The sequence below is a fragment of the Pelomonas cellulosilytica genome (genome assembly GCF_021353265.1).
Taxonomy (GTDB): Bacteria; Pseudomonadota; Gammaproteobacteria; order Burkholderiales; family Burkholderiaceae_C; genus Pelomonas; species Pelomonas cellulosilytica.
In genome coordinates this window covers 603,797-627,423 of sequence record NZ_JAJTWU010000002.1, presented here as the reverse complement: position 1 = coordinate 627,423, position 23,627 = coordinate 603,797, and the positions used below count along the sequence as shown (strand labels likewise).

Below are 23,627 nucleotides of genomic sequence, written 5' to 3'. Positions count from 1 at the left end.
AAACGGTCAGCCTAGCATCCACTCGACGGCAGCGCGGGCCTGCAGCTCGGTGGAGTCGAAGAGCGGCAGCGCGGCCGGTGAACCCGCCGGCAGCAGCAGGCCAAGCTCGGTGCAGCCGAGGATGGCGGCCTGCGCGCCGCGGTCGGCCAGCGCGGCCACCTCGGCGCGCATCCATTCGCGCGAGTCGGGCACGAAGCGGCCACGGCACAACTCGTCAAAGATGACACGGTGCAGCTCGGCGCGCCCCGCCTCGTCGGGCACGACCAGCTCGATGCCGAAGCGCTCCCACATCCGCTCGCGGTAGAAGCCGTGCTCCATCGTGAAGCGCGTGCCCAGCAGGCCGGCGCGCCGCACGCCGGCCGCCCGCAGCGCCTCGGCGGTCGCGTCGACGATATGCAGCACGGGCAGGCCCGCGGCGCGCTCCACGTCATTGGCGACGAGGTGCATCGTGTTCGACGCGATGACGAGCGCCTCGGCACCCGCAACGCGCAGCCGGGCACCGGCCTCGCCCAGGCAGGCCGCGGCGCCGGCCCAGTCGCCCGCCTTCTGCAGCGCCTCGATGGCGGCGAAGTCCACGCTGTGCAACAGCAGCTCGGCGCTGTGCAGGCCGCCCAGCCGCGCCGCCACGCCGCGGTTTATGAGGGTATAGAGGTGCTGGGTCGACTCCCAGCCCATGCCGCCAAGAATGCCGAGCGTCTTCATGCGCCCTGCCCCAGCGGCAGGCCCATGCCGGTCCGCAGCCCGGGGGCGCGGCGCTGCGCCACCGGATGCAATAGGTGGAACGCAGCCTCGGGCCAGCCCTCGACGACGGCCGGCTGGCCGGCCTCCAGCGTCAACCCATCGCCGGCCAGCAGCCAGTGGTCGTCCGCGCTGCCGCCAACCGTAAGCCACAGCCGGCCGCAGGTCACGACAAGGCGCCGCGGCGTGCGGCCGGCGGCCAGCGTGAGCGCCTGGCCGGGACCCAGCCGGGTCGTGAATCGTTCGTCCATCGCGAGCGCCTCCATGCAGATTCAATGCGCCGGCGGATACCCCCGGCGTGCGCTCAGTCTAGGAACACGCACCGATACACCAACAGTACAGTCCACTGCATCACACGCCGAATCTGTACTGCCATGCCCACCGGTACACACCCGCCGCTGCAACGCGGCGCCAGCGAGCCCCTAGCGGGCCAACTGGCCGAGCGGTTCGCCCAGCGCATCCGCGAGCGGCTGCTGCTGCCCGGCGCCCGGCTGCCCTCGGTGCGCGACTGCGCGCGCCAGCATGGCGTGAGCCCGCACACCGTCGTTGCCGCCTACGACCAGCTGCAGGCTGCCGGCCTGCTGGAGGCGCGCCGCCAGCGCGGCTTCTTCGTGCGCGAGACGCGGCCTGCCGCCTCGCGCAGCCCCAAGCCGCTCGCCACCACACGCCAAGCGCCGGTCGACGCGACGGCCCTCATCCGCGGCATGTTCGAAGCCGACGCAGGCCGCTCGCCGGGCCTCGGCACGCTGCCCGCCGAGTGGCTGGACCCGGTGCTGCTGCAGTCCGCGCTGCGCCGGCTCAACCAGGCCGACTCGCAGTCGCTGCAGGTCAGCTACGGCGACCCCAGCGGCGACGAACGGCTGCGCGCGGCGCTGTCGCAGCGGCTGGCCGACCTGGGCATCCACGCGAGCCCGGCGCAAATCTTGACGACGAATGGCGCCACGCACGCGCTGGACCTGCTGATTCGCACCCAACTGCAGCCGGGCGACGCCGTGCTCGTCGACGACCCCGGCTGGGCCATCATCTTTGCGCGGCTGACGCAGGCCGGCATCCGGCTGCTGCCGGTGCCACGCGGCGTGCACGGCCCGGACCTGGGCGTGCTGGCCACGCTGGCCGCCGAGCACGCACCGCGCCTGTACCTGACCGTGCCGGTGCTGCACAACCCCACGGGTCACAGCCTGGACCTGGCCACCGCCCACAAGCTGCTTCGCCTGGCCGACGAGCACGACTTCTCCATCGTCGAGGACGACAGCTACGGCTTCCTCGCCGCCGAGCACGTGCCCCGGCTGGCCGCGCTGGACGGGCTGCGCCGCGTCGTCTACGTCAGCGGCTTCTCCAAGGTGCTGACGCCGGCCTGGCGCGTGGGCTACCTGGCTGCAGCACCCGAGCGGCTGGGTGCGCTGACCGACGCCAAGCTGCTGGACGGGCTGACCAGCTCGCCGGTGATGGAGCGCGCCGTGGCGCTGTGCCTGGAACAGGGGCGTTTGCGCCGACATGCCCAGCGCTTGCGGGAGCGCCTGGCGCAGGCACGCCAGCGTGTGGCCACGCTCGCGGCCAGGCAGGGCTTCCGGTGGGCAGCGCCGCCCGACGGGCTGTTCGGCTGGCTGGACGCCGGCGTCGACACCGAACGCCTCGCCCAGCCGCTGCTGGACGCCGGCTGGCTGACGGCTCCCGGCGCGCTGTTCAGCGCCACGCGATGCCCCGGATCACTGATGCGCATCAACATGGCCACGTCGCAAGACCCGGCCTTTTGGCGTCTTTTGCGCGCGTGCGCGGACGACATCTCGGGGCACTCGGCGACTCCCTAATTTCTGCGCATCTCAGCCCCCTCAATCGCGGGGAAGGCCACTGGCGAAGGGCCTCCAAGGCGAGTCAACTCCGGGCCAGCCCATATCTAGGGAGGCGCCATGAGACCCGATTCATCTTCCGCCCGCCGACTGCTCGGCGCCCTCATTGGCTCGGTGATCGCGATGTGCGCCCCACCGGCGCTCGCCGGCTTCCAGAGCGACATCACCGTCAAGCTGATTGCTCCACTCGGCGTCGTGGGCGACTCGACGCCGATCAACGTGTCCCAGTTGGTCAGCGCGGCCAATTTGGCCACGGGCATCCACACCGGCGACGGTGGGGCAGTAAGCACCTGGATGCTGGCCGGCGAGGAGGTCACCTTCGTTGGCGAGACCATCCGCGTACGCGCCTTTGCGGGAGACGTCACCCTTGCAGGCAGCATCACCGGCTACCTGGGCTTGCCCTTTGACCACGCACGCTACGAGTTTGACGGGCTCAGCATTGCCGGAAAGACCATTGTCGGCCTCAGCGTCACCACCTTCGACGGCTTCGCCGACAGCGGCGTCAGCGGCCTGGCCCCCTCCGTCTCGGCGGCCAGCCTCGTCAATCTCATCGACGCCGACACCGTCAGCCTCTACCTCGACGACATTCTCTTCAGGGACCGGGGTATCAACATCGGCAGCAGCGAGGATCACGCCGACTTCCTAATCACGCTGATCACCCAGGACAACGGCAACGGGCCAGGCCCCACAGACCCGGGCAACAGGGTGCCGGAACCCGCCTCGCTCGCGTTGTTCCTGGTGGCAGCTCTTGGCGCTGGCGCGGCGCGCCGACGTGCCTGACGGCACGATCACGCTGGCACAGTTCGAGCCCCTCGTTGGCAGCGTGTTCACGCTGCAACTCGGCGAAGCTGGCCGCCTGACCGCCCGACTCATCGAAGCCAAGCCGGGCCAATGGGCGCCTCCCGAAGGACGCGCCCCTTTCAGCCTCATGTTCGAAGCGCCCGAGCCCGCGTTGCCACAGCGCATCTATCGGCTGGAGCACGCGCAGATGGGCAGCATGGACATCTTCCTCGTGCCCATCGCGCGGACCGCGACGGGCGTGCAATACGAAGCCGTGTTCGGCTAGGAGACCTTCATGTCCGATCAATTCCTCGGCGAGCTTCGGTTGATGAGCTTCAACTACGCACCCAAGGGCTGGGCGCTTTGCAATGGCCAGATCCTGCCAATACAGCAGAACCAGGCCCTCTTCTCGCTTCTGGGCACCACCTACGGCGGCAACGGCGTGACCAATTTCAAGCTGCCCGACCTGCGCGGCCGCGCGCCCCTTCACTCCAGTACGGACCTGCCGCTCGGCTTGTCGAGCGGGCAGGAAGCCGTCACGCTGAGCACCAGCCAGATCCCCCCCCATACGCACACGCTGGTCGCTACCAGCGAACTGGCCAACGCCAACGCCCCGGGCAACGCCGTACCCGCCACCAAAGGGCGCGGCGGTGTCGACCGCTATGCGACGGCCGGTAGCGCCACCGTGATGGACCCGGGCACCATCGCCCCCAACGTGGGCGGCCAACCGCATCCCAACATGCAGCCCTTTCAGGTGCTCAGCTGGGCCATCGCACTGGTCGGCATGTTCCCCAGCCGCGACTGACCCGAGGAGATCGACATGTCGAACCCCTACCTAGGCGAGATCCGCCTCTTCGCCGGCAACTTTGCGCCCGACCGCTGGGCGCTATGCCAGGGACAGCTGGTGGCGATTGCCGAAAACGAGACGCTGTACAACCTGATCGGCACCACTTATGGCGGTGACGGCCAGAACACGTTCGCGCTGCCAGACCTGCGCGGCCGCGTGCCGGTTCACCAAGGCCAGGGGCCCGGACTGTCACCGCGAACCATCGGCCAGATTGGCGGCACCGAGAGCGTGACTCTGCAGTCCGGCCAGACGCCCGCGCACAGCCATCCCGCAATCGCCAGCACGGCGGCAGCCAACCTAGGGGCGCCCGGTGGCAACTTGCTGGCGACCACAACGGGAGCCACTTACGGCCCCGGTCCGGCCACGACGCCGATGGCCAGCGGCGCCATTACCAGCGTCTGGGGTGGTCAGCAGCCCCACGAAAACATGGCGCCGACGCTGACCGTCAACTACATCATCTCGCTGTACGGCATCTACCCGTCACCCACTTGAGGAGCGTGGCATGTCCAACCCCTTCGTCGCCGAAATCCGCGTCATGCCCTACAACTTCGCACCCAAGGGCTGGGCGCGTTGCGATGGCCAGTTGCTGCCCATCAGCCAGAACACGGCTCTCTTTTCGCTGCTCGGCACCACTTACGGCGGAAATGGCATGTCCAACTTCGCGCTTCCCAACCTGGACGGCAGCTTCGCGATGGGCCAGGGCCAGGGTCCGGGCCTCAGCGACCGGGTGCTCGGCGAGACGGCAGGCGCGCCCTCCGTAACGCTGCTGCCGCAGGAGATGCCCAGCCACAGCCACGCGCTGATGGCCGGCATCACACCCTCGGCAACCACCCCGACGGGCATGCTGATGGCGCCCGGCAGTAGCGGCAATCTGTACCACCTTCCTGGAGCGGCAGCGCCGATGGATGCTTCCGCCATCGGCGCGGTCGGCAGCAGTCAGGCGCATGAGAACCGGCAGCCCTTCCAGGCGCTGAGTTTCTGCATCGCGATGCAGGGCGTCTTCCCGCCCCGCGGCTGAACGCGGGGCGAGGCGCCATGGACTACCGACTGCGCACCGCGACGCCCGGCGACGACCCCTGGCAACTGGCCATCTACGCCAGCACTCGCACCGACGAACTGGCACTGACAGGCTGGCCACGCGCGCAGTGCGAGGCCTTCGTCACCCAGCAGCATCAGGCCCAGCAACAGCACTACCGGAGGCATTTCCCGCACGCCCTCTGCCAACTCATCCTCGTAGACGACGCGGTGGCCGGGCGGCTGTGGGTCGACGCCCGGCCCGACCGCCTGCACGTGCTGGACATCACGTTGCTGCCCGACTGGCGCGGCCAGGGTCTCGGAACACGCTGCCTGCGCGCGCTGATGGACGAGGCGGCTCCGTCGGGCCGTCACCTGGGCATCCAGGTCGAGATCCACAACCCCGCCCGGCGGCTCTACGAGCGGCTCGGCTTTCTTCCCGAGGGCGAGCCACAGGGCCTGTACCAGCCCATGCTCCGGCCGGCCCCAGCCCCGCAGCCCGAGGAGTGCCTGCCATGATGAACAAACGCAATTTCCTGAAAAGCAGCGCGAGCGTGCTGGCTGCCGCCGCCGGTGCGTCCACTGCACTGGCGGCCACGCGCCCCAGCCTGGGAGGCCTGTCCGGGCAGGCCAGTTGGCAGGCTCACCTGGGCCAAGCGTTTGCGGTGGAAGGCCATATGGTTACGCTGAAATCAGTGGACACGCAGCATGGAAACCAGCCGGGCGAGCAGTTCAGCCTCGGCTTCGAGGGCCTGCTGCCGGACGACATTCGCGACGGCCTGCACACGCTAACAGGAGACACGGGAGAACCCGTACTGCTCTACCTGGCTCGCACATCGAGCGGACTCCGGGCGGACTTCTGCCGCTATCAGTGCTGACAAAAAATTCCCGGCGCCCCGCTGCTTTTCGACGGAACCCGCACAAGCTGCCCGCAAAATAAGTCGCCTCAGGCACCGCAACCGGCTGCGGCCCCCGATGTGACATGCGCGACCCGTTGAAATTCCTTGTTGTAGATCCTCTGGCCGGTGTCCAGGCCTTTGCACGCCAACTGCTGCAGGGCCACGGCTTCGCGGCAGACAGAATCCTGTGCTGCGCCGACAGTGACACCGCGCTGGCGCAAGGCTTGGTCTTCAAGCCCCAGTTCCTCATCACCGACTGGTTCGCCAAGGCCCCGCTGACGGGGCTGCAACTGTTCCAGCGGCTGCGCGAGGTGCAGCCGGCGCTGCAGCTGTCACTGCTGAGCTTCGACGTGACGCCCGAGCGCCAACTTGAGGCCGAAGCCCACGGCGCGCATTTCCTGCTGAAGAAACCCTTCACAGCCGAGCAGCTCAAGGCGGAAGTGAGCCGCTCACTGGACGCACTGGCGAGGAGCGCGCCTGGCCTGCACAGCCAGGTACGCGATGTGGTGCGCAGCGCACGGCCAACACCGCGCGCGCAGCTGCCCGTCATGCCCCCGCTGCCGCTCATCAAGCCGGGCGACAAGGTGCACTTCAACGGCGCCGTACATGTGGCGCAGTACGTCGTTCACAGATCCGGCGAAACCGTCGTGCAGCTCAAGGGCCAGAACAGCTTCGTGCCGCTGGAGAAGCTGCAACCGGCGTGAACGCCGGCTGCCAGGCCGTCAGGCCAGCACGATCAACAGCATCAGCAGTGGGTACGGCAGCGCAACGGTCGGACGCAGCGCGCTCTTCAAGTATTGCGTCGCGAGGCCGACACCCTGAGGGCGGATGGCCAGCCAATCGCTGTGCAGTTGCATCGCTGGCAATTCCGTGCCGGCCTTCAACGCGGCCTCGACCCGCAGCAGCCGATCGCCCAGCCGGCCCTGGAAAGTCTTGAGCACGGCCTCCTGCAGCCACAGCAGCACCAGCAGCGCGAGGGCCAGCGTGTTGTCCGAAACCAGTACCGTGGCCGCAAAAGCCACCAGCTTCACGGCGAGCGCCAGCGCTTCGTACCGCTCATGCTGACTCTGCAGTGCCAGCCATTCCTGCTGCAAAGCGTTCACTTCAAGACTCCAGGGAATAGGCAGGAAACCGCGGCTGGGCGAAGCGCATCCTCACTTGGCCTCCAGCTCTTCCCAGCGTTCCATCAGCCCCAGCAGCTCGGCGTCAATCTCGCCGGCGCGCTCGGTGACCTCGGCGATGCGCTTGGCGCCCTGCGTGTACAGCTCCGTGCCGTTAAGCAGCGCGTTGAGCTGCGTCTGCTCCGCCTCCAGCGCGGCAATCAGCTTGGGGATCTCATCCAGCTCGCGCTGCTCCTTGTAGCTGAGCTTGCGTTTGGTCGCGACGACCGGAGCGGGCTCGGGCGCGGGCGGCGGCGTGGGCGCCGCCTTGGGGGCAGCTTGCGCCTGCAGCGTCGCAGCGCGCTTGGACTGCGTCAGCCAGTCTTCCACGCTGCCCTCGTACTCGCGCCAGCGCGCATCCCCCTCATAGACGATGGTCGACGTGACCACGTTGTCCAGGAAGCGCCGGTCATGGCTGACGAGGAAGACCGTGCCGTCGTACTCGGCCAGCAGCTCTTCCAGCAGCTCAAGCGTCTCGATGTCGAGGTCGTTGGTGGGCTCGTCCAGCACCAGCACGTTGGCGGGCCGTGCGAACAGCCGCGCCAGCAGTAGGCGGTTGCGCTCGCCGCCGCTGAGCGTGCGCACCGGCGAGTTGGCCCGCGCCGGCGAGAACAGGAAGTCGCCGAGATAGCTCTTGACGTGCTTCTTCTGCGTGCCGATCTCGATCCATTCGGAGCCCGGGCTGATGGTGTCGGCCAGCGTCGCGTCGAGGTTGAGCGTATCGCGCATCTGGTCGAAGTAGGCGACCGTCATGCGCGAGCCCAGGCGCACGCTGCCGCTGTCGGGCGCCAGCTCGCCGAGGATCATCTTCAGCAGCGTCGTCTTGCCGGCGCCGTTGGGGCCGATCAGGCCGACCTTGTCGCCGCGCAGAATGGTGCCAGTGAAGCCGCGCACGATGGCCCGGTCGCCGTAGCTCTTGGACACGTCCTCCAGCTCCGCGACGATCTTGCCGCTGCTGCCGCCGGTGTCGATGTCCAGCCTCACCTTGCCCTGCACGTCACGGCGCGCGGCGTGCTGCAGCCGCATCTCCTGCAGCCGCTGTACGCGGGCCACCGAGCGCGTGCGCCGCGCCTCCACGCCCTTGCGGATCCACACCTCCTCCTGCGCCAGCAGCTTGTCGAAGCGTGCATTGGCCAGCGCCTCGTTCTCCAGCTCGTAGGCCTTGGCGGCCTGGAAGGCGGCGTAATTGCCGGGGTAGCCGCGCAGCTGGCCGCGGTCCAGCTCGACGATGCGGTTCGCGACGTTGTCGAGGAACTGCCGGTCGTGGGTGATCAGCAGCAGCGAGCCCTTGAAGTCGTTCAGCAGGCCTTCCAGCCAGGCGATGGCGTCCAGGTCCAGGTGGTTGGTCGGCTCGTCCAGCAGCAACACATCGGGCTGAGCCACCAGCGCACGGCCCAGCGCCACGCGCTTCTTGAGGCCGCCGGACAAGCTGCCGACGAGGCGCGAGCCCTCGAGGCCGAGGCGGTGCAGCGTCTCGTCGACGCGCTGCTCCCAGTTCCACGCGCCGATGTGCTCGATGCGCTCCTGCACCCAGGCGAGGTCGTCGTTCTCGTCGTGGCGCTCGTAGCGCTCGCGCAGCGCCTTGGCCTCGGCCACGCCCTCGCTGACGACGTCGAAGATGGTCGCGTCGCCGCGCAGCTGGGGCTCCTGCGGCACATAGACGTTGGTGAGACCCTGCTGTTGCTGCAGCAGGCCATCGTCGAGCTTCTCAAGGCCGGCGAGGATCTTCAGCAGCGAGGACTTGCCGGTGCCGTTGCGGCCGATGAGGCCGACGCGCTCGCCGGTTTCCAGCGAGAAATTGGCGCCATCGAGCAAGGCCACGTGGCCAAAAGCGAGATGCGCGTTCGTAAGAGAGAGGACAGCCATGCAGCGATTGTCCCCTGGCGGGTCAAATCAGCCGCTCGGCGTGATGGCGCAGATGGTCGTCGACGAAGCTGGCGATGAAGTAGTAGCCATGGTCGTAGCCCTCGTGCCGGCGCAACGTCAGCGGCTGGCCGACGGCGGCGCAGGCGGCCTCGAAGGCTTCGGGGCGGAGCTGGTCGGGCAGAAACTTGTCGGCCAGGCCCTGGTCGATGAGGATGCCTTGGGGGTAGGGAGCGCTCGATTGCTGCTGCACTAGTGCACTGGCGTCATGGGCGGCCCAGACGCTGCGGTCGGCGCCAAGGTAGCCGGTGAAGGCTTTCTGGCCCCATGGGCACTGCGTAGGCGCCGCGATGGGCGCGAAGGCCGACAGCGACTGAAAGCGCCCCGGGTGGCGCAGCGCCAGCGTGAGCGCGCCGTGGCCGCCCATCGAGTGGCCGAACAGGCCGGTCTTCGTGAGGCCGGTCTGCTGCTGGACGAGCGGGATCAGCTCGTCGAGCAGGTAACTCTCCATGCGCCAGTGTTGCGCCCATGGTGCCTGCGTGGCGTCCAGGTAGAAGCCAGCGCCGACGCCAAAGTCCCACGCGTCGGATTCACCGACCACGTTGGCACCGCGCGGGCTGGTGTCGGGCGTCAGCAGCGCGAGCCCCAGTTCGGCCGCGAGGCGCTGGGCGCCGGCCTTGATGGCAAAGGTCTCTTCTGTACAGGTGAGGCCGGCGAGAAAGACGAGCAGGGCCTTCGGCTGGGGCGGCAGGTACAGGCCGAAGCGCATCGGAAGGCCGATGGTCGTGGACTCGTGTTGGAAGAAGTGTTGGGTGGCGCTGAAGGCGCGGTGTTCGGAGAGGGTCTTCATGGCTGACGTGTGTGAGGGGTGCTGTGGGTTGGAGCCTCCCCAGTGGGCGGGTCGTCTGCGAGCAACGTCTTTAGCCCGTTGCCGTGGTTGCCGGGAGTCCGCCCCGGCGGGCGGGACTCCCGGCAATGCCCGATGAGCACCCGCCCACGCAAAAACAACCAAAAACTCAGAACTCGACGACAGAGCGAATGCTCTCGCCCCGACGCATCAACTCGAAGCCCTCGTTAATCTGCTCCAGCTTCAACTTGTGCGTGATCAGCTCGTCGATATTGAGCTTGCCGTCCATGTACCAGTCGACGATCTTCGGCACGTCCGTCCGCCCGCGCGCACCGCCGAACGCCGAGCCTTCCCAATGCCGGCCGGTGACCAGCTGGAACGGCCGCGTCGAGATCTCCGCGCCTGCCGGTGCCACGCCAATGATGATCGAGCGGCCCCAGCCCTTGTGCGTGCACTCCAGCGCCTGCCGCATCAGCTGCACGTTGCCGACGCACTCGAACGAGTAGTCCGCGCCGCCGTCGGTCAGCTGCACGATGTGATCCACGACGTTGCCGACGTCCTTCGGGTTCACGAAGTCCGTCATGCCGAACTTGCGCGCCATCGCCTCGCGGGCGGGGTTGATGTCCACGCCGATGATCTTGTTGGCGCCCACCATCTTGGCGCCCTGGATCACGTTCAGGCCGATGCCGCCGAGGCCGAAGACGACGACGTTGGCGCCCGCCTCCACCTTGGCCGTGAACAGCACGGCGCCCACGCCGGTCGTCACGCCGCAGCCGATGTAGCAGACCTTGTCGAACGGCGCGTCCGGCCGGATCTTGGCCAGCGCGATGCCGGGCACGACGATGTGGTTGGAGAACGTGCTGGTGCCCATGTAGTGGAAGATGGGCTCGCCGTTCAGCGAGAAGCGCGACGTGCCATTGGGCATCAGGCCCTTGCCCTGCGTCGAGCGAATGGCCTGGCAAAGGTTGGTCTTGCGGCTCAAGCAGAACTTGCACTCGCGGCATTCCGGCGTGTAGAGCGGGATGACATGGTCGCCGGGCTTTAGCCACGGCACCTTGCTTTCCAGCACGACACCGGCGCCCTCATGCCCCAGCACGGCGGGGAACAGGCCTTCGGGGTCGGCGCCGGACAGCGTGTAGTCGTCGGTGTGGCAGATGCCGGTGGCCTTCACTTCCACCAGCACCTCGCCGTCCTTCGGCCCCTCCAGGTCCAGCGTTTCGATGGTCAGCGGGGCGCCGGCCTTCCAGGCCACGGCGGCGCGGGTTTGAATGCTCATGTCGGGTCTCCAGTCGGTTGAAGTCGGTTCAATGCGGTCACCAGTTCGCGCGCCTCAAGGCGGCACAGCCGCAGGCGCCGCAGCAACCAGGGCGTGAGGTCATGTTGCCCCAGATGTTCGGGCCAGGCACCGGCATCGGCATCGGGGATCTCCGCGGGATCGGTGCCGGTCATCGGCGCGCCCTGCAGTACGTCCACGCAGGCCTTGCGGGCCAGCGGCAGCGCAGTCTCGGCACGAGCGACGTCGAGGCGGTCGGTGCGGCGCCGCGTCAGCTGCTGCACGGCACCCATCAGCGCCATCAGCCGGTAGCCATGGCTCAGCGCGGATTCGATCTCGGCATCGGGCAGGCGCACGCTCTCCGGCTCCGCCCGCGTGCGCTGCGCCGCGGCGGCCAGCGCGGACAGTGCCGCATAGGCCTGCTGGCGCGACAGGCGCTGCGCCAGCTCTTCCTCCGCGCTGGGCAGCCAGCGCAGCATGTTGGCCGCATGCCGCGCGAGCGCGCCGCGCAACTGCCGGGCCAGCCGCGGCACGGCGGCACGCTCCCACGACGGCAGCACGAAGCTGAACAGCCAGGCCAGGCCGGCGCCGATCAGCGTGTCGGCCAGCCGCTCGGCGATGGCCGGGTTGGTGCCGGGCGCAAGCATCAGCGGCTGCAGCAGCGCCATCAGCGTAGCGGCCGTCGCGGCGACGCGGTAGCGGCGGTTCACGTAGGCATGGGCCACCCCCACTGCCGCAATGAAGCAAAGGCTCAGCAGCGGCACCGACTCCACATGCGCCAGCACCATGACGAGCAGGCAGCCCTGCACCGTGCCGATGATCCGCTCGTTGCGGCGCGACAGCGTCTGGTCCAGCGTGCCGCGCAGCACGACGGCCACGCTGAGCATCAACCAAAACGGATGCGCAGCCCACGGCAGGGCCGCGCCAAGCGCATAGGCCAGCACCAATGCCAGCGCCGAGCGCAACGCGTGCCGCATGACGCCCGACTGCAGCGTCAGGTGCGCCTGCAGCGCCGCCAGCGGCCAGCCCTCGGGCGACACGAACGGCGCCAGCCGCTCCGGCGTCCAGGGGCTGTCGGGGTTATCGACCTCAGTCGCCTGGCGGGCCACCATCGCGCAGACGTCGTCCATCATGTGACCCAGCCGGGACTCCAGCGCCGACACGAGATGCACACGGGAATCGTCGGCCGGCACGCCGACCTCGGCCAGTCGCGCGGCCAGCCGCTCCCGCCAGGCCGCGGCGGACACCTCGGGCAGCGGCGAGCCGAACTCCACCGCGTTGGCCAGGTCGTGCAACACCCGGGCCAGTTGGCGCAGCGTATCGGCCAGCGCCGAACGCCATTGCCGGCCGGGGAAGTCCACGCCGAGCAGCTCGGTGTCCAGCCGGCTGGCCAGCAGCAGGTCGCGCAGCTCGACGAGCCCCAGCACGAGATCCGTCTGCCGTCGACTGCGCGGCGAACGACGCGCGGCGAAGACCTGGTCGCGCGCGGCCTGCAGCGCATCGGCCAGCACGACGTCATCGGCGATGGACGCTCGGATGCGGGCATCCTCCCCGCCCACCGCGCCGGCGATGCGCTCGGCCCGCGAGCGGACGCGCCGCTCGGTGGCGCGCAGCGCGTTCGCGAGCGCCAGCTCGCGCAGCCGATGCCGCAGCACGACCGCACTGCCACGGCCCCAGGCGGCATAGACGAAGCCACCCGCCACCACCCACAGTGCGTGCTCCCACGGCGACGTTGCGCCGGTCGTGCGGTCCCACGCCATCGCGAACACCATGGCCAGCACCGGCGAGAACGACAGCGGGCCCGCGCGCGGCCCCCAGGCCAGCGTCATCAGCGCCAGAAAGGCGACGACGGCGATGACCGCCAGCGTCAGCAGCAGCGAGCCGTCGGTCAGCCCGACCAGCAGCGTCACCATGCCGGCCGCACCGGCGGCGGGCAGCACGCGGCGCAACACGCGGTGCGGCGGGTTGGGCAGGTCGACCATGCTGGCGCAGACGGCGCCGCTCACGGCCGCCAGCCCCGCCGTCTCGCCGAACAGCATGCCGATGGCCGCATGCGTGCCGGCCACGCCGAGGGCAACGCTCAGGCCGTTCAGGTGTGCGGCTTCCAGTCGCTGGAACTGGTGCTTGAGGAGCCCCTTCATGGCAGCAGCTGCGCCAGCACGCGGCGCTCGCTGGCCGGCAGCTCGTGCACGGAGAACCAGCCGGACTTATCCGGCCGGTAGACATACTGGGGCGGCGCGGCCGTGGCCAAACGCTGGCGCAGCGGTGCCAGCTGCGTGTCGGCTGCGTCGCCCTGTCCTTGTGCCTTCAGCGCGGCGGCACGGACGATGGCGGCCAAGTCACTCCACGGGCCCAGCGCCAGCGCCGCAGCGGCACCCCGCTCGGCCGCTGCAGCATCGCCATCGGCTAGCGCGAGCCAGGCCTGCAGCGCCAGCGTGTCGGGATCGCGCGGGTCCAACAGCAGCGCCTCCCTGACCTGCGCGCGGGCGGCGTCGGTGCGGCCGGCGCGCAGCAGGTCCAGCGCGTAGTCACGCCGCAGCGGCACGAGGCCCGTGCGCAGGCGCAGCACGGCGTCGTACTGGGCAAAGGCCTCGTCCCAGCGGCCCGCCAATGCGAGCGTCGCAGCGCGGCCCCACAGCGCTTCCGGCTGGTCGGCTTGATAGGCCAGCACCGCCTGGTAGCCCGCCAGTGCCCGCGGCACGTCGCCCAGGCGCCGGTGGTGGTCCGCCAGAGCCAGGTCCACTCGGAAGCGGTCCTCGCCCTGCAACCGGTCGGCATCGCGCAGCAGCAGCGGCAACACGGCGTCGACGACCGGGCTGCCGCCATGCCACAGCGCGTCGGCCGCCACCACCCGCAGCGGGCCGCTGTCAGGGTGCCGCGCCAGCGCCTGGGCGGCAAGCTGCCGCGCCGCCGCACCACTGCCTTCCAGCGCCAGCGCATGCAGCCGGGCGGCCAGCGCACTCTCGTCGTGCGGCGCCAGCGTCAGCGCGCGCTCGAACAGCGGCCGGGCCTCGGGCAGCTTGCCCTCCTCCAGCTTCTGGTTGCCGGCATTGACGAGCGCGATGGGCAGGCTCGCGCTCGTGTCACGCTGGGCGAACAGGCGCCGCACCAGCGCGCGCAGCGCCGGGTCGCGCGCGACGAGCCGCTCGCGGACGATCTCGCGGCCGTCGTAGCCGTCGCGCCGCGGCGACGCCTCGGCATTGGCCCCCTCGGCGAAGTACTCCCAGACCGAGCCGCCGGCATAGCGCGACAGGAAGCCCTCGTGCGTCTTCGCGTCGCGGGCCTTGGCGCGCTGGTACAGCGCCTCGATCTGCCGGGCCTGGTCGGCCGTCAGCACGCCATGCACCTGGTGGGTCAGCTCGTGCAGGACGGTGTTGTATCGGTCGAAGATGCTGCGCTCCACGTCCTCGATGCCCGTCACCGTGTAGTGCCCGCCCATGCCGCGCACGTCGTCCCACAGCCGTGAGTCGTAGTCGATGCGTGCATCCTTCAGCGCCTGCGCCTCTGGGGTCTCGGACAGACGCATCCACATCGGCTTGATGAAGTGCCGCGCCCCGCCTTCGACGAGCACCGGGATGAAGGCCTTCCACGGTGCGACGGACAGTGCGACGCGCTTCTGGTGTCGCGGTGACAGCTCCGCCCAGTTCAGCACGTAGCGCTCGATGCCCGGCACGACGGGCATGGGCAGCGCGGCAAAGCGGCGCTCGTAGGCGGCGCGGTGCACGTCGATGCGAAACCGCTGCGACTCCAGTGCCTTGGCCGCGATCGCATGCGCGCGGCCCAGCTGCGGGCAGCGCGCCAGCACGGCCAGGCTCAGGTCCAGCGCGGCATCGAAGTCGCCGCGGTCGAAAGCGTCGGAGGCGCGCCGCACGTCGGCCATCAGCGGCGCGAAGCCGTCGCCCGACCGGGCCTGCAGCTGGCTGTAGTTCTCGCGGGCGTAGCCGTTGCCGAGCAGGTAGTGCGCCATCTCGTGGTGCGGATTCAGCGAGACGGCCTGCTCGGCAGCCGCGATGGCGTCCTCCGTGCGGCCGAGGCGGATCAGCGTGTCGGCCAGCGCGACGAGGCCGTCGGCCGTGCGCGCAGCCGCCAGCCCCTGTTCCAGCTGCTGCAGCGACGCATCGAACTCGCGCAGCTGGTAGTGACGCTGGCCCAGCCCGCGCAAGGCCTGGGCGCGCTCGGCCGGCTGCGTGGCCCGTGCCAGCGCCCGCTCGAAGCAGCGCCGCGCGCGGTCGAAGTCGCGGCGGTCCATCGCCAGGCGGCCGGCCGCGAGCAGGTCGACGGCCTCGGCCCGTGCATCGGCCAGCACGCCGCGCGTGCGCCGGTCGACGGCCGCACCGTCGTCGCGGGCGAACAGCCATTGGTAGATCAGCTCGCGCTCGGCCGCGTCGGGCCGGCGGGTCTGCAGCAGCGCATCGAGTTCGGCCTGCGCGGCGGCGTAGCGCTGCTCGGTAAGCAGCGCCGTCAGGCGCGCGGTGTCGGTGGCCGCTTGGGCGGCACTCAGGGTCAGGCAAACAGCAAGGACAACGGCCAGTCGGCGCCAGGGCATTCGGGTCAGCTCCATTGGTGGACCGGCATGCTAATCGTCCTACGACAGCCGGGCGCCGCGCCGGGACCTCACACCACGCTGTCCCACCGCGCCGACAGCCGCACCGCGCCGTTGATGATGCCCACCATCGAGTACGTCTGGGGAAAGTTGCCCCACAGCTCGCCGGTGTGGGGATGCAGGTCCTCGCCGAGCAGGCCGACGTGGTTGCGGCAGGCCAGCAATGCCTCGAAGGCTTCGCGCGCCTCGTCCTTGCGGCCGATGCGGGCCAGCGCATCAACACGCCAGAACGAGCACACGTTGAACGCCACCTCGGGCCGCCCAAAGTCGTCCTCGGCCTCGTAGCGGCGCATGAACGGGCCGTCGCACAGTGACGCCTCCATGGCGTTGACGGTGCTGATGAACCGCGGGTCGTCGCGCGGCAGGAAACCCACCTCGCCCATCAGCAGCACGCTGGCGTCGAGGTCGCGGCCGCCGAAGCTCTCGGCGAAGGCCTGGCGCTCCTCGCTCCAGGCTTGCGTCGTGATGGCGGCGTGGATGGTGGCCGCGCGCTGTTGCCACAGCGCCGCCCGGTCCTGCATCTGCAGCACGGCCGCGATGTGGGCCAGCCGGTCACAGGCCGCCCAGCACATCAGCGAAGATGAGGTGTGCACGCGGGCGCGGGTACGCAGCTCCCAGATCCCGGCGTCGGGCTGGTCGTGCAGCGCCCAGGCGCGCTCACCCATGAGCTCCAGCGCCGCGAAATCGGCGGCGTTGCCGCGACGGAATAGCCGGTGATCGTGGAAGGCCTGCGCCGCACCGAGCACCACGTTGCCGTAGACATCGTGCTGGAAATGCTCCTGCGCCTGGTTGCCCACGCGCACCGGCCCCATGCCACGATAGCCCGCCGCGCGCTCGATGATGGACTCCGGCAGCGACTTCTCCAGGCCGATGCCGTAGAGCGGCTGCACGTGGTTGTCCTCGGCGCTGCGCACGACGTTGTAGAGCCAGTCGAGGTAGCCCTCCATCGTGCCGACCTCGCTCAGGCTGTTCAGCGCCCGAACGACGAAGAAGGCGTCGCGCAGCCAGCAGTAGCGGTAGTCCCAGTTGCGGCCGCTGTTCGGCGCTTCGGGCAGGCTGGTCGTCATCGCCGCGACGATGGCGCCGGTCTCCTCGAACTGGCAGAGCTTGAGCGTGATGGCCGCTCGGATGACGGCATCCTGCCACTCCAGCGGCAGAGCCAGGCGGCGCGTCCAATGGCGCCAGTAGAGGGTAGTCTGCTCTTCGAACTCGCGCGCCGTGTCCTCGATGCCGCCCGCCAACGTCTCGTCGGGCCCCAGCAGCAGGCTGACCGGTCCGGTCAGCGAGAACCAGGTGCCGTCGACAAGGTAGGTAAGCGGCACCGTGGTATTCAGGCGCAACGTCAGCTCGGGCATGACGAAACGCAAGTGGTGGCTGCCGCGCGTCAGCGCCGGCGGCGTGGCGCCCCAGTCGCCGTGCGGACGCACCGTGAAGCGCACGCGCGGGTGGCCCGCCAGCGGTCTCACGCGCCGCACCAGCTGCGCAGGGCGGAAGGTGCGATCGCGGTTGAAGAAGCGCGGCGCGAAGTCCACCAGTTCGATGCCCTGGCCGCGGTCATCCCAAAGCCGCGTGCGGACGATGGCAGTGCCCGGGTCGTAGGACTGCTCGCTGCGGGAAAGGCCCTCGATCTCCACCGTCATCGCGCCGTCCAACGGCAGGCCGCCAGCGCTGTGCATCAGCGCATCGAAGACGGGGGTGCTGTCGAAACGCGGCATGCAGCACCAGACGATGCTGCCGCGACTCTCGATGAGGGCGCTAACGGTGCAATTGCCGATCAGCGCGAGATCCATGCCTGCGGGCGGGCGGGAGTGGGTAGCCGGTGGGGTCATCGGGGTCATCTCACGGCGTCTTCGCCTACTTTCACCATGACAGCGCCCTTGTACATTCTTTTCGAACTGATCAGGCGACATGAAGTTATCCACCTTAACCCGGCACTGGCCGTTCCGTCTTCAGCTTCGCTTTCTTTTACCGCTTGTCGTGGTTCTCGTGGCGGCTGCCAACCTGGCCGTCCCACTGATGGACCAGGTGACGCTGCGGTGGTTCAGCCGCGACCTCAACAGCCGCGGCATGCTGGTGGCCAATGCGCTGTCGGACTCGGTCTCCGACGCGCTGATGGCCGGCCATACGGACAAGCTGCAGCCGCTGTTCGAGCGCGCGCTGCAGGATGAGCGGCTGTTCGCCATCGGCCTGTGCAGCCCGCGCGGTGAGCTGCTGCTGCACACGGAAGCATTTCCCACGCTGTCGTGCGACGCCGCCGCTGCGCTGGCCCGCCAAGCCGAGCCGCGGCTGAACCTGGCCGGCGGGCCGGTCCACGTTGGCGTGCACAACGTGATGGGCACGCCGCCGCCACCACCCACTCCGGAAGTCCCGGATGGCTTCGTCGGGCCGCCGGCACCGGTGCCGGCGGCCGCACCGGTCGCTGCTGCGCCACAGCAGCCGGTCCTCGCGGGCCGCCTGGTGCTGCTGCACGACATGAGCTTCATCGAGCGACGCAGTGAGGACACGCGAAACTATCTTGTCGGCCTCATTGCGGGGCTGGGCCTGGTCATTGCCGTCATCACGGTGGTCGTGGCCCAGCTGAGCTGGCGCGGCTGGGTCAACGGCGCACGGGCGCTGATGCGCGGCGAGGTCCTGTTTAGCCCGCTGCCGTCGGGCCCCTCCTCGGCGCCCGCGGGAGAGGCGCTGGCCCCGGAGCTGATACCGCTGGCCAACGAACTGCGCAACCGGATGCGCGATCTTGAGGACGAGTTCCGGCGCTCGCAGGGCCTGCACACCGAATGGAACGCCGAGCGCCTGCGCGCGCTGCTGAACACCCACATCAGCGGCGACCAGGTCATCGTCGTCTCCAACCGTGAACCCTACATCCACGAACGCACGGCCGACGGCGTCATCGTCAAGCGGCCGGCCAGCGGCCTGGTGACGGCGGTGGAGCCGGTGATGCGCGCTTGCTCCGGCACCTGGGTCGCGCACGGCAGCGGCAGCGCCGACCGCGACGTCGTCGATGCCCACGACCGCCTGCCCGTCCCGCCCGGCCAGGACGACTACTGGCTGCGGCGCATCTGGCTGACGGCCGAGGAGGAACAGGGCTACTACTACGGCTTCGCCAACGAGGGCATGTGGCCACTGTGCCACGTGGCCCACGTGCGGCCGGTGTTCCGCGAGTCGGATTGGGAAGCCTACAAGGCCGTCAACCAGCGCTTCGCAGACGCCGTGGTGGCCGAGGCCCGCAGCGAAGACCCGCTGGTGCTGGTGCAGGACTATCACTTCGCGCTGCTGCCGGCGATGGTGCGCGAGAAGCTGCCGCAGGCGACCATCCTGACGTTCTGGCACATCCCCTGGCCCAACCCGGAGTCCTTCGGCATCTGCCCTTGGCGCAAGGAAATCTTGGACGGCATGCTGGGCAGCACCATCCTCGGCTTCCACACGCGCTATCACTGCAAGAACTTCATCGAGACGGTGGACCGGTATCTGGAGGCGCGGATCGAGCACGAGCACTCGACCATCGCCTTCCGCGAGAAGGAAACGCTGGTGGAGAGCTACCCCATCTCCATCGAGTGGCCCCAGGAAGAGGCGATGCGCAACTGGCCCAGCGTGGAGGCCTGCCGCCAGCGCGTGACCGAGCGCCTGGGCCTGCCGCAGGACCTGTGCTTGGCCGTGGGCGTGGACCGCTTCGACTACACCAAGGGCATTCTCGAACGGCTCAACGCCGTGGAGCGCCTGCTGGAGAAATGGCCGCAGTGGATCGGCCGCTTCGTCTTCGTGCAGGTGGCCGCGCCCACACGCTCGGCGCTGGAGGAATACCGCAGCTTCCAGGAGCGCATCGAGCGCGTTACCGCACGCATCAACGAGCGCTTCAGCCGGCCGGGCTACCAGCCGGTGCACCTGCTGGCCGCCCACCACGAACCCGACGCCGTCAACGAACTCTTCCGCGCGGCCGACATGTGCGTGGTGACCAGCCTGCACGACGGCATGAACCTGGTCAGCAAGGAGTTCGTTGCGGCGCGTGACGACCTGCAGGGCGTGCTCATCCTCAGCCGCTTCGCCGGCGCGGCGCGCGAGCTGGCCGAGGCCTTGATCGTCAACCCTTATCACGTAGAAGAAACGGCCGATGCGCTGCACCGCGCGGCCAGCATGCCGGCCGCGGAGCAGCGCGAGCGCATGGCCAGCCTGCGCAGCACGGTGCGGGAGTCCAACGTGTTCCGCTGGGCCGGCCGTATGCTGCTGGACGCCGGGCGCTGGCGTCTGCGAGCGCGCATTGAAGCCCGTGTGCGGCGACATCAGGCGCCATGATGCGTATGCAGTCCCTGTTCACCCCCGAAGGCGAAGCCGCACTGGCCGCCGTGCTGCGGTTGCGCCCGTTGATGGCATTCGACTTCGACGGCACGCTCGCGCCCATCGTCGCCCGGCCCGACGATGCCCGCGTGTCGGTGGCCGTCACGTCGCGACTGGAGGCGCTCACCGCACGATTGCCGGTGGCCATCGTCACCGGCCGCACCATCGCCGACGTGCGCGGGCGCCTCGGCTTCGAGCCGCAATTCATCGTCGGCAACCATGGCGCCGAGGAGGCCCAGTCGCACGGCACTCAAGCGCAGCGCCTGAGCGAGCCGCTCGACCGCCTGCGCGCGCTCTTAAACGCCCGCGAGGCCGACCTCCGGGCGGCCGGCATCGGCGTGGAGGACAAGGGCCTGTCGATCGCCCTGCACTACCGCCTCTCGCGCGACCGGGGCCACGCCGAGCAGTTGCTGGCGGCACTGCTCAACCCGACGCCCGAGGGGCTGCGCCTGTTCGCCGGCAAGATGGTGGTGAACGCCGTCGCGGCGGATGCGCCCGACAAGGCAGATGCAGTGCGGGCGCTGGTGTCGCGCGTGAATGCGGCCGCGGCATTCTTCGCCGGCGACGACGTCAACGACGAGCCGGTGTTTGAGTCCGCTCCCCCGCACTGGCTGACGCTGCGCGTCGGTCGCGACGACCCGGGCAGCCGTGCACGCTTCTGCCTGGAAGGGCCGCAGCAGATGGCGCTGGTGTTGGAGCGCGTGCTGACGCAACTGGCGTAGCGCCCGCGCCAGGCGTCTCAGGCGCGCAGCATCTCCGCCGCGATCAGCCTTACCGGCGCGCTACCGTAACCGAGGAACTTTTCGTGGAAGGTCTTCAGATTGAAGCCCGGGCGCTTCTGCATTTCCTCACGCAAGGCCACGATCTCGCTGTAGCCGCTGAAGTAGCTCGTCAACTGCACCGAGGTGAGCTGCACGCGGCGCCATTTCTCGCGGGCCTCGCTGGCGGTCTGGAAGGCCTGGCGCGTCAGCAGGTCCAGTGCGTCGGCCTGCTGCATGCCGAGCACATGCACGCTGTAATCGAGGATGGTGTTCGTCACCGAGCGCAGGTGCCACTTGCCCCACATCAGCGTCATCTCCGGCGACGCGCCGTAGCCGCTCTCGATCATCATGCGCTCACCGTAGACGGCCCAGCCCTCCACCATCGCGCCGTTGCCGAACAAGGCCTTCACCTTGCTCGGCGCGCGGTTCGCGTAGACGAGCTGCGTGTAGTGGCCGGGGATGGCCTCGTGGATGTTGAGGATCTGCAGGATCCAGTGGTTGTACTCGCGCAGCGAGCTCTCGGCCTGCTCGGGCGTCGCGCCGTCCAGCGGCGTGACGTTGTAGTACGTCTTGTCCTGCGGGCGATAAGGGCCCGGCGCCTCGATGCCGGCGCCGGCCACGCCGCGTTGGTAGACCGGCGTCTCGCGCACGACCAAGGGCTTGGACGGGTCCAGCGTCAACAGATCGTGGTCGCGGATCCACGCCTCCAGCTGCGGGATCTGCGCGCGGATCTCGTCGACGAAACGCTCCCGCGCGACATGCTGTTCGCTGAGCTTGTCGATGACGCGGCCGATAAGCGCGAAGCGGTCGTCCGGCACGGGCTCGGTACCGATGACCGTGGGCCACAGCAAGCGGGCCTGCGCCTGCATGCTGGCCAGCACCTCCTCGCGGCGAGCCAGCGCCAGCTCGTAGGTCTCGCGGGCGGTGCGGGCCGACTGAATGTCGTGCGCGAACCTGGGCTCGTACAGCGCCGCACCCAGCCGCCACGGGCGCCTGGCCGTGGGCAGCAGCGCCGTTAGGTGGGCTTGGTAGCCGGCGACGGCACGGCGGGCCGCATCGAGGTCCGGCTGCACGGCGCTCGCCAGGCCGGCCTGGCGGGCACGGGCCTGCAGGTCGTCCAGCACGGCCAGCACACCGGGCGCCTGCTGCAATGCCAGCTCGGTGTGCTCACGCGTGACGCCGGCCAGGCTCTTGCGCGCCTCGGCATAGAAGACCGGCAGGCGCTTGACGCGCTGCTGCAGCGCCTTCACGCGCTCCGCGTCGGGCGCCCAGTCCGTGTTGAGGACAAGGTCGATGGCGCCGGCCGGGTTGTACTGGGCCGGGTTCCAGGCCCATTCGCGCAGTTCGTCCAGCGCCCACAGGTCGCTGCGGATCTTGGCCATCAGCATCGCGCAGTCCATGCGCTCGCTGGCCGTGAGGTTCATACCGGGCGCGCCATTGAAGCGTTGCAGCCACTGCTGCAGGAAGCGGCGCTGGCGCTGCCGCTGCGCAGCACTCGGCAGCGTCAGCTGCCCCGCGAACTCGAAGCGACCGGCCGCGACGGCCGCATCGGGGTCGAGCTTCCACAGCGCCTCCAGGAAGCCGTCGGCGAGGGTCGCGAAAGAGGGGCCGGCCATCGCCGGTCCGGCTAGCCCGGCCAACCCGCCCAGGCCCCAGGCGGCGAAGTCGCGGCGCCTCATGCCTGGGCCGCCTCCAGCGCATCGACGAACATCTTCGCGACGTCGAAACCGCTCTGGTCGGTGATCTCCTGGAAACAGGTCGGGCTGGTCACGTTGATCTCGGTAACGTTCTCGCCGATGACGTCCAGCCCCACCAGCAGCAGGCCGCGCGCGGCCAGGATGGGCCCGAGGTGCTCGGCGATCTCGCGGTCGCGAGGCGTCAGCGGCCGGGCCACGCCCTTGCCGCCGGCGGCGAGATTGCCGCGAACCTCACCGCCCTGCGGGATGCGCGCGAGGCAGTGCGGCACCGGCTTGCCGCCGATGATGAGGATGCGCTTGTCGCCGTCGGCGATGGCCGGGATGAAGCGCTGCACCATGACCGTCTGCGTGCCGCCCTGGTTCAGCGTCTCGACGATGCTGCCAAGGTTCAGGCCGTCGTCCTTCACACGGAAGATGCCCATGCCGCCCATCCCGTCCAGCGGCTTCAGGATGATGTCGCGGTGCTCGGCGTGGAAGGCGCGGATCTCGGCCGGGTCGCGCGTAACGACCGTCGGCGAGATGAACTCGGGGAACTCCATGATCGCGAGCTTCTCGGGATGCTCGCGCAACGCGCTGGCCTTGTTGAAGACGCGCGCACCTTCGCGCTCGGCCTGGCTCAACAGGTGGGTGGCATAGAAGAACTCCGAGTCGAACGGCGGGTCCTTGCGCATCAGCACGGCATCCACGTCGGCCAGCGCGACATCACCGGTGGCGGTCACGGTGTACCAGTCGTCGGCCTCACCGGTCAGCGCGATCTGCAGCGCGCCGCGCGCCGTCACGCGGCCACCCCGCTGCCAGACGAGCTGCTGCGGCTCGCAGGCCAGCAGCTCGTGGCCACGGCGGGCGGCCTCGCGCATCATCGCGAAGGTGGAATCCTTATAGGTCTTGAAGGTGCCGAGCGGGTCGGCAACGAAGAGCAGCTTCATGGTCGGGCGCCTGGGATGTTCAGCGCCGGCCAGTGTTGCA

The 23,627-nt window shown here is 69.5% G+C and carries 22 protein-coding genes; 11 read left to right on the top strand and 11 right to left on the bottom strand.

Annotation, left to right across the window (positions count from 1 at the left end; translation table 11 throughout):
- Window positions 1–6: 6 nt before the first annotated feature.
- Window positions 7–702, bottom strand: a complete 696-nt coding sequence (locus tag LXT13_RS06760; RefSeq protein ID WP_233371026.1) for an aspartate/glutamate racemase family protein — start codon at window positions 700–702, stop codon at window positions 7–9.
- Window positions 699–989, bottom strand: a complete 291-nt coding sequence (locus tag LXT13_RS06755) for a DUF2917 domain-containing protein (protein WP_233371024.1) — start codon at window positions 987–989, stop codon at window positions 699–701. The genes LXT13_RS06760 and LXT13_RS06755 overlap by 4 nt, the downstream gene beginning before the upstream one ends.
- A gap of 123 nt (window positions 990–1,112) precedes the next feature.
- Here LXT13_RS06755 and LXT13_RS06750 point away from each other — a divergent pair, with 123 nt between their 5' ends.
- The 9 genes from LXT13_RS06750 to LXT13_RS06710 all read left to right on the top strand — a co-directional run bounded on the left by LXT13_RS06750 (window position 1,113) and on the right by LXT13_RS06710 (window position 6,829).
- Window positions 1,113–2,546, top strand: coding sequence for an aminotransferase-like domain-containing protein (locus tag LXT13_RS06750; RefSeq protein ID WP_233371022.1), 1,434 nt, complete (start codon window positions 1,113–1,115; stop codon window positions 2,544–2,546).
- Window positions 2,547–2,708: 162 nt separating this feature from the next.
- Entirely contained in the window at window positions 2,709–3,365 is a 657-nt protein-coding gene (locus LXT13_RS06745; RefSeq protein ID WP_233371217.1) for a PEP-CTERM sorting domain-containing protein, read from the top strand.
- Complete coding sequence (locus LXT13_RS06740) at window positions 3,358–3,651, top strand: DUF6916 family protein (protein WP_233371021.1); 294 nt, start codon at window positions 3,358–3,360, stop codon at window positions 3,649–3,651. The genes LXT13_RS06745 and LXT13_RS06740 overlap by 8 nt, the downstream gene beginning before the upstream one ends.
- A 9-nt stretch (window positions 3,652–3,660) precedes the next feature.
- On the top strand, window positions 3,661–4,170 hold the full coding sequence (locus LXT13_RS06735) for a phage tail protein (protein ID WP_233371019.1): 510 nt from the start codon (window positions 3,661–3,663) through the stop codon (window positions 4,168–4,170).
- 15 nt (window positions 4,171–4,185) lie between these two features.
- On the top strand, window positions 4,186–4,704 hold the full coding sequence (locus LXT13_RS06730; protein ID WP_233371017.1) for a phage tail protein: 519 nt from the start codon (window positions 4,186–4,188) through the stop codon (window positions 4,702–4,704).
- A gap of 10 nt (window positions 4,705–4,714) precedes the next feature.
- Window positions 4,715–5,230, top strand: coding sequence for a phage tail protein (locus tag LXT13_RS06725; RefSeq protein WP_233371015.1), 516 nt, complete (start codon window positions 4,715–4,717; stop codon window positions 5,228–5,230).
- A 17-nt stretch (window positions 5,231–5,247) separates the two neighbouring features.
- On the top strand, window positions 5,248–5,745 hold the full coding sequence (locus LXT13_RS06720; protein ID WP_233371013.1) for a GNAT family N-acetyltransferase: 498 nt from the start codon (window positions 5,248–5,250) through the stop codon (window positions 5,743–5,745).
- A complete protein-coding gene (locus LXT13_RS06715) occupies window positions 5,742–6,104 on the top strand; it encodes a DUF6916 family protein (RefSeq protein WP_233371011.1) in 363 nt (120 codons plus the stop codon). Before LXT13_RS06720 ends, LXT13_RS06715 begins: the two co-directional genes overlap by 4 nt.
- 104 nt (window positions 6,105–6,208) lie before the next feature.
- Window positions 6,209–6,829 carry a DNA-binding transcriptional response regulator gene (locus LXT13_RS06710; RefSeq protein ID WP_233371010.1) on the top strand — a complete coding sequence of 207 codons (621 nt, stop codon included), beginning with the start codon at window positions 6,209–6,211 and terminating at the stop codon, window positions 6,827–6,829.
- Between the two features lie 18 nt (window positions 6,830–6,847).
- On the opposite strand, the gene LXT13_RS06705 is transcribed toward LXT13_RS06710, so the two are convergent.
- The 7 genes from LXT13_RS06705 to LXT13_RS06675 form a co-directional block, all read right to left on the bottom strand.
- The gene (locus tag LXT13_RS06705) at window positions 6,848–7,228 is read right to left on the bottom strand and encodes a hypothetical protein (protein ID WP_233371008.1); all 381 of its coding nucleotides are present in this window, start codon (window positions 7,226–7,228) and stop codon (window positions 6,848–6,850) included.
- A 51-nt stretch (window positions 7,229–7,279) separates the two neighbouring features.
- On the bottom strand, window positions 7,280–9,151 hold the full coding sequence (locus tag LXT13_RS06700; protein WP_233371006.1) for an ATP-binding cassette domain-containing protein: 1,872 nt from the start codon (window positions 9,149–9,151) through the stop codon (window positions 7,280–7,282).
- Between the two features lie 22 nt (window positions 9,152–9,173).
- The gene (gene fghA, locus LXT13_RS06695; protein WP_233371004.1) at window positions 9,174–9,998 is read right to left on the bottom strand and encodes an S-formylglutathione hydrolase; all 825 of its coding nucleotides are present in this window, start codon (window positions 9,996–9,998) and stop codon (window positions 9,174–9,176) included.
- 166 nt (window positions 9,999–10,164) lie between these two features.
- Window positions 10,165–11,265: an S-(hydroxymethyl)glutathione dehydrogenase/class III alcohol dehydrogenase gene (locus tag LXT13_RS06690; RefSeq protein ID WP_233371216.1), complete on the bottom strand. Its 1,101-nt coding sequence runs from the start codon at window positions 11,263–11,265 to the stop codon at window positions 10,165–10,167.
- Window positions 11,266–11,267: 2 nt separating this feature from the next.
- The gene (locus LXT13_RS06685) at window positions 11,268–13,409 is read right to left on the bottom strand and encodes an FUSC family protein (protein ID WP_233371003.1); all 2,142 of its coding nucleotides are present in this window, start codon (window positions 13,407–13,409) and stop codon (window positions 11,268–11,270) included.
- A complete protein-coding gene (locus tag LXT13_RS06680; protein ID WP_233371001.1) occupies window positions 13,406–15,814 on the bottom strand; it encodes a tetratricopeptide repeat protein in 2,409 nt (802 codons plus the stop codon). Before LXT13_RS06680 ends, LXT13_RS06685 begins: the two co-directional genes overlap by 4 nt.
- A 68-nt stretch (window positions 15,815–15,882) precedes the next feature.
- Window positions 15,883–17,709: a glycoside hydrolase family 15 protein gene (locus LXT13_RS06675; protein WP_233371000.1), complete on the bottom strand. Its 1,827-nt coding sequence runs from the start codon at window positions 17,707–17,709 to the stop codon at window positions 15,883–15,885.
- A 178-nt stretch (window positions 17,710–17,887) separates the two neighbouring features.
- Between LXT13_RS06675 and LXT13_RS06670 the strand changes: the two genes are divergently transcribed.
- Window positions 17,888–20,161 carry an alpha,alpha-trehalose-phosphate synthase (UDP-forming) gene (locus LXT13_RS06670; protein ID WP_419964655.1) on the top strand — a complete coding sequence of 758 codons (2,274 nt, stop codon included), beginning with the start codon at window positions 17,888–17,890 and terminating at the stop codon, window positions 20,159–20,161.
- Window positions 20,161–20,925, top strand: coding sequence for a trehalose-phosphatase (otsB, locus tag LXT13_RS06665; RefSeq protein WP_233370996.1), 765 nt, complete (start codon window positions 20,161–20,163; stop codon window positions 20,923–20,925). Before LXT13_RS06670 ends, otsB begins: the two co-directional genes overlap by 1 nt.
- A 17-nt stretch (window positions 20,926–20,942) precedes the next feature.
- On the opposite strand, the gene LXT13_RS06660 is transcribed toward otsB, so the two are convergent.
- Both LXT13_RS06660 and gshB read right to left on the bottom strand, forming a co-directional pair.
- A complete protein-coding gene (locus LXT13_RS06660; protein ID WP_233370994.1) occupies window positions 20,943–22,643 on the bottom strand; it encodes a DUF885 domain-containing protein in 1,701 nt (566 codons plus the stop codon).
- Window positions 22,640–23,587, bottom strand: coding sequence for a glutathione synthase (gene gshB / locus LXT13_RS06655; protein WP_233370992.1), 948 nt, complete (start codon window positions 23,585–23,587; stop codon window positions 22,640–22,642). The genes LXT13_RS06660 and gshB overlap by 4 nt, the downstream gene beginning before the upstream one ends.
- Between the last annotated feature and the right edge of the window lie 40 nt (window positions 23,588–23,627).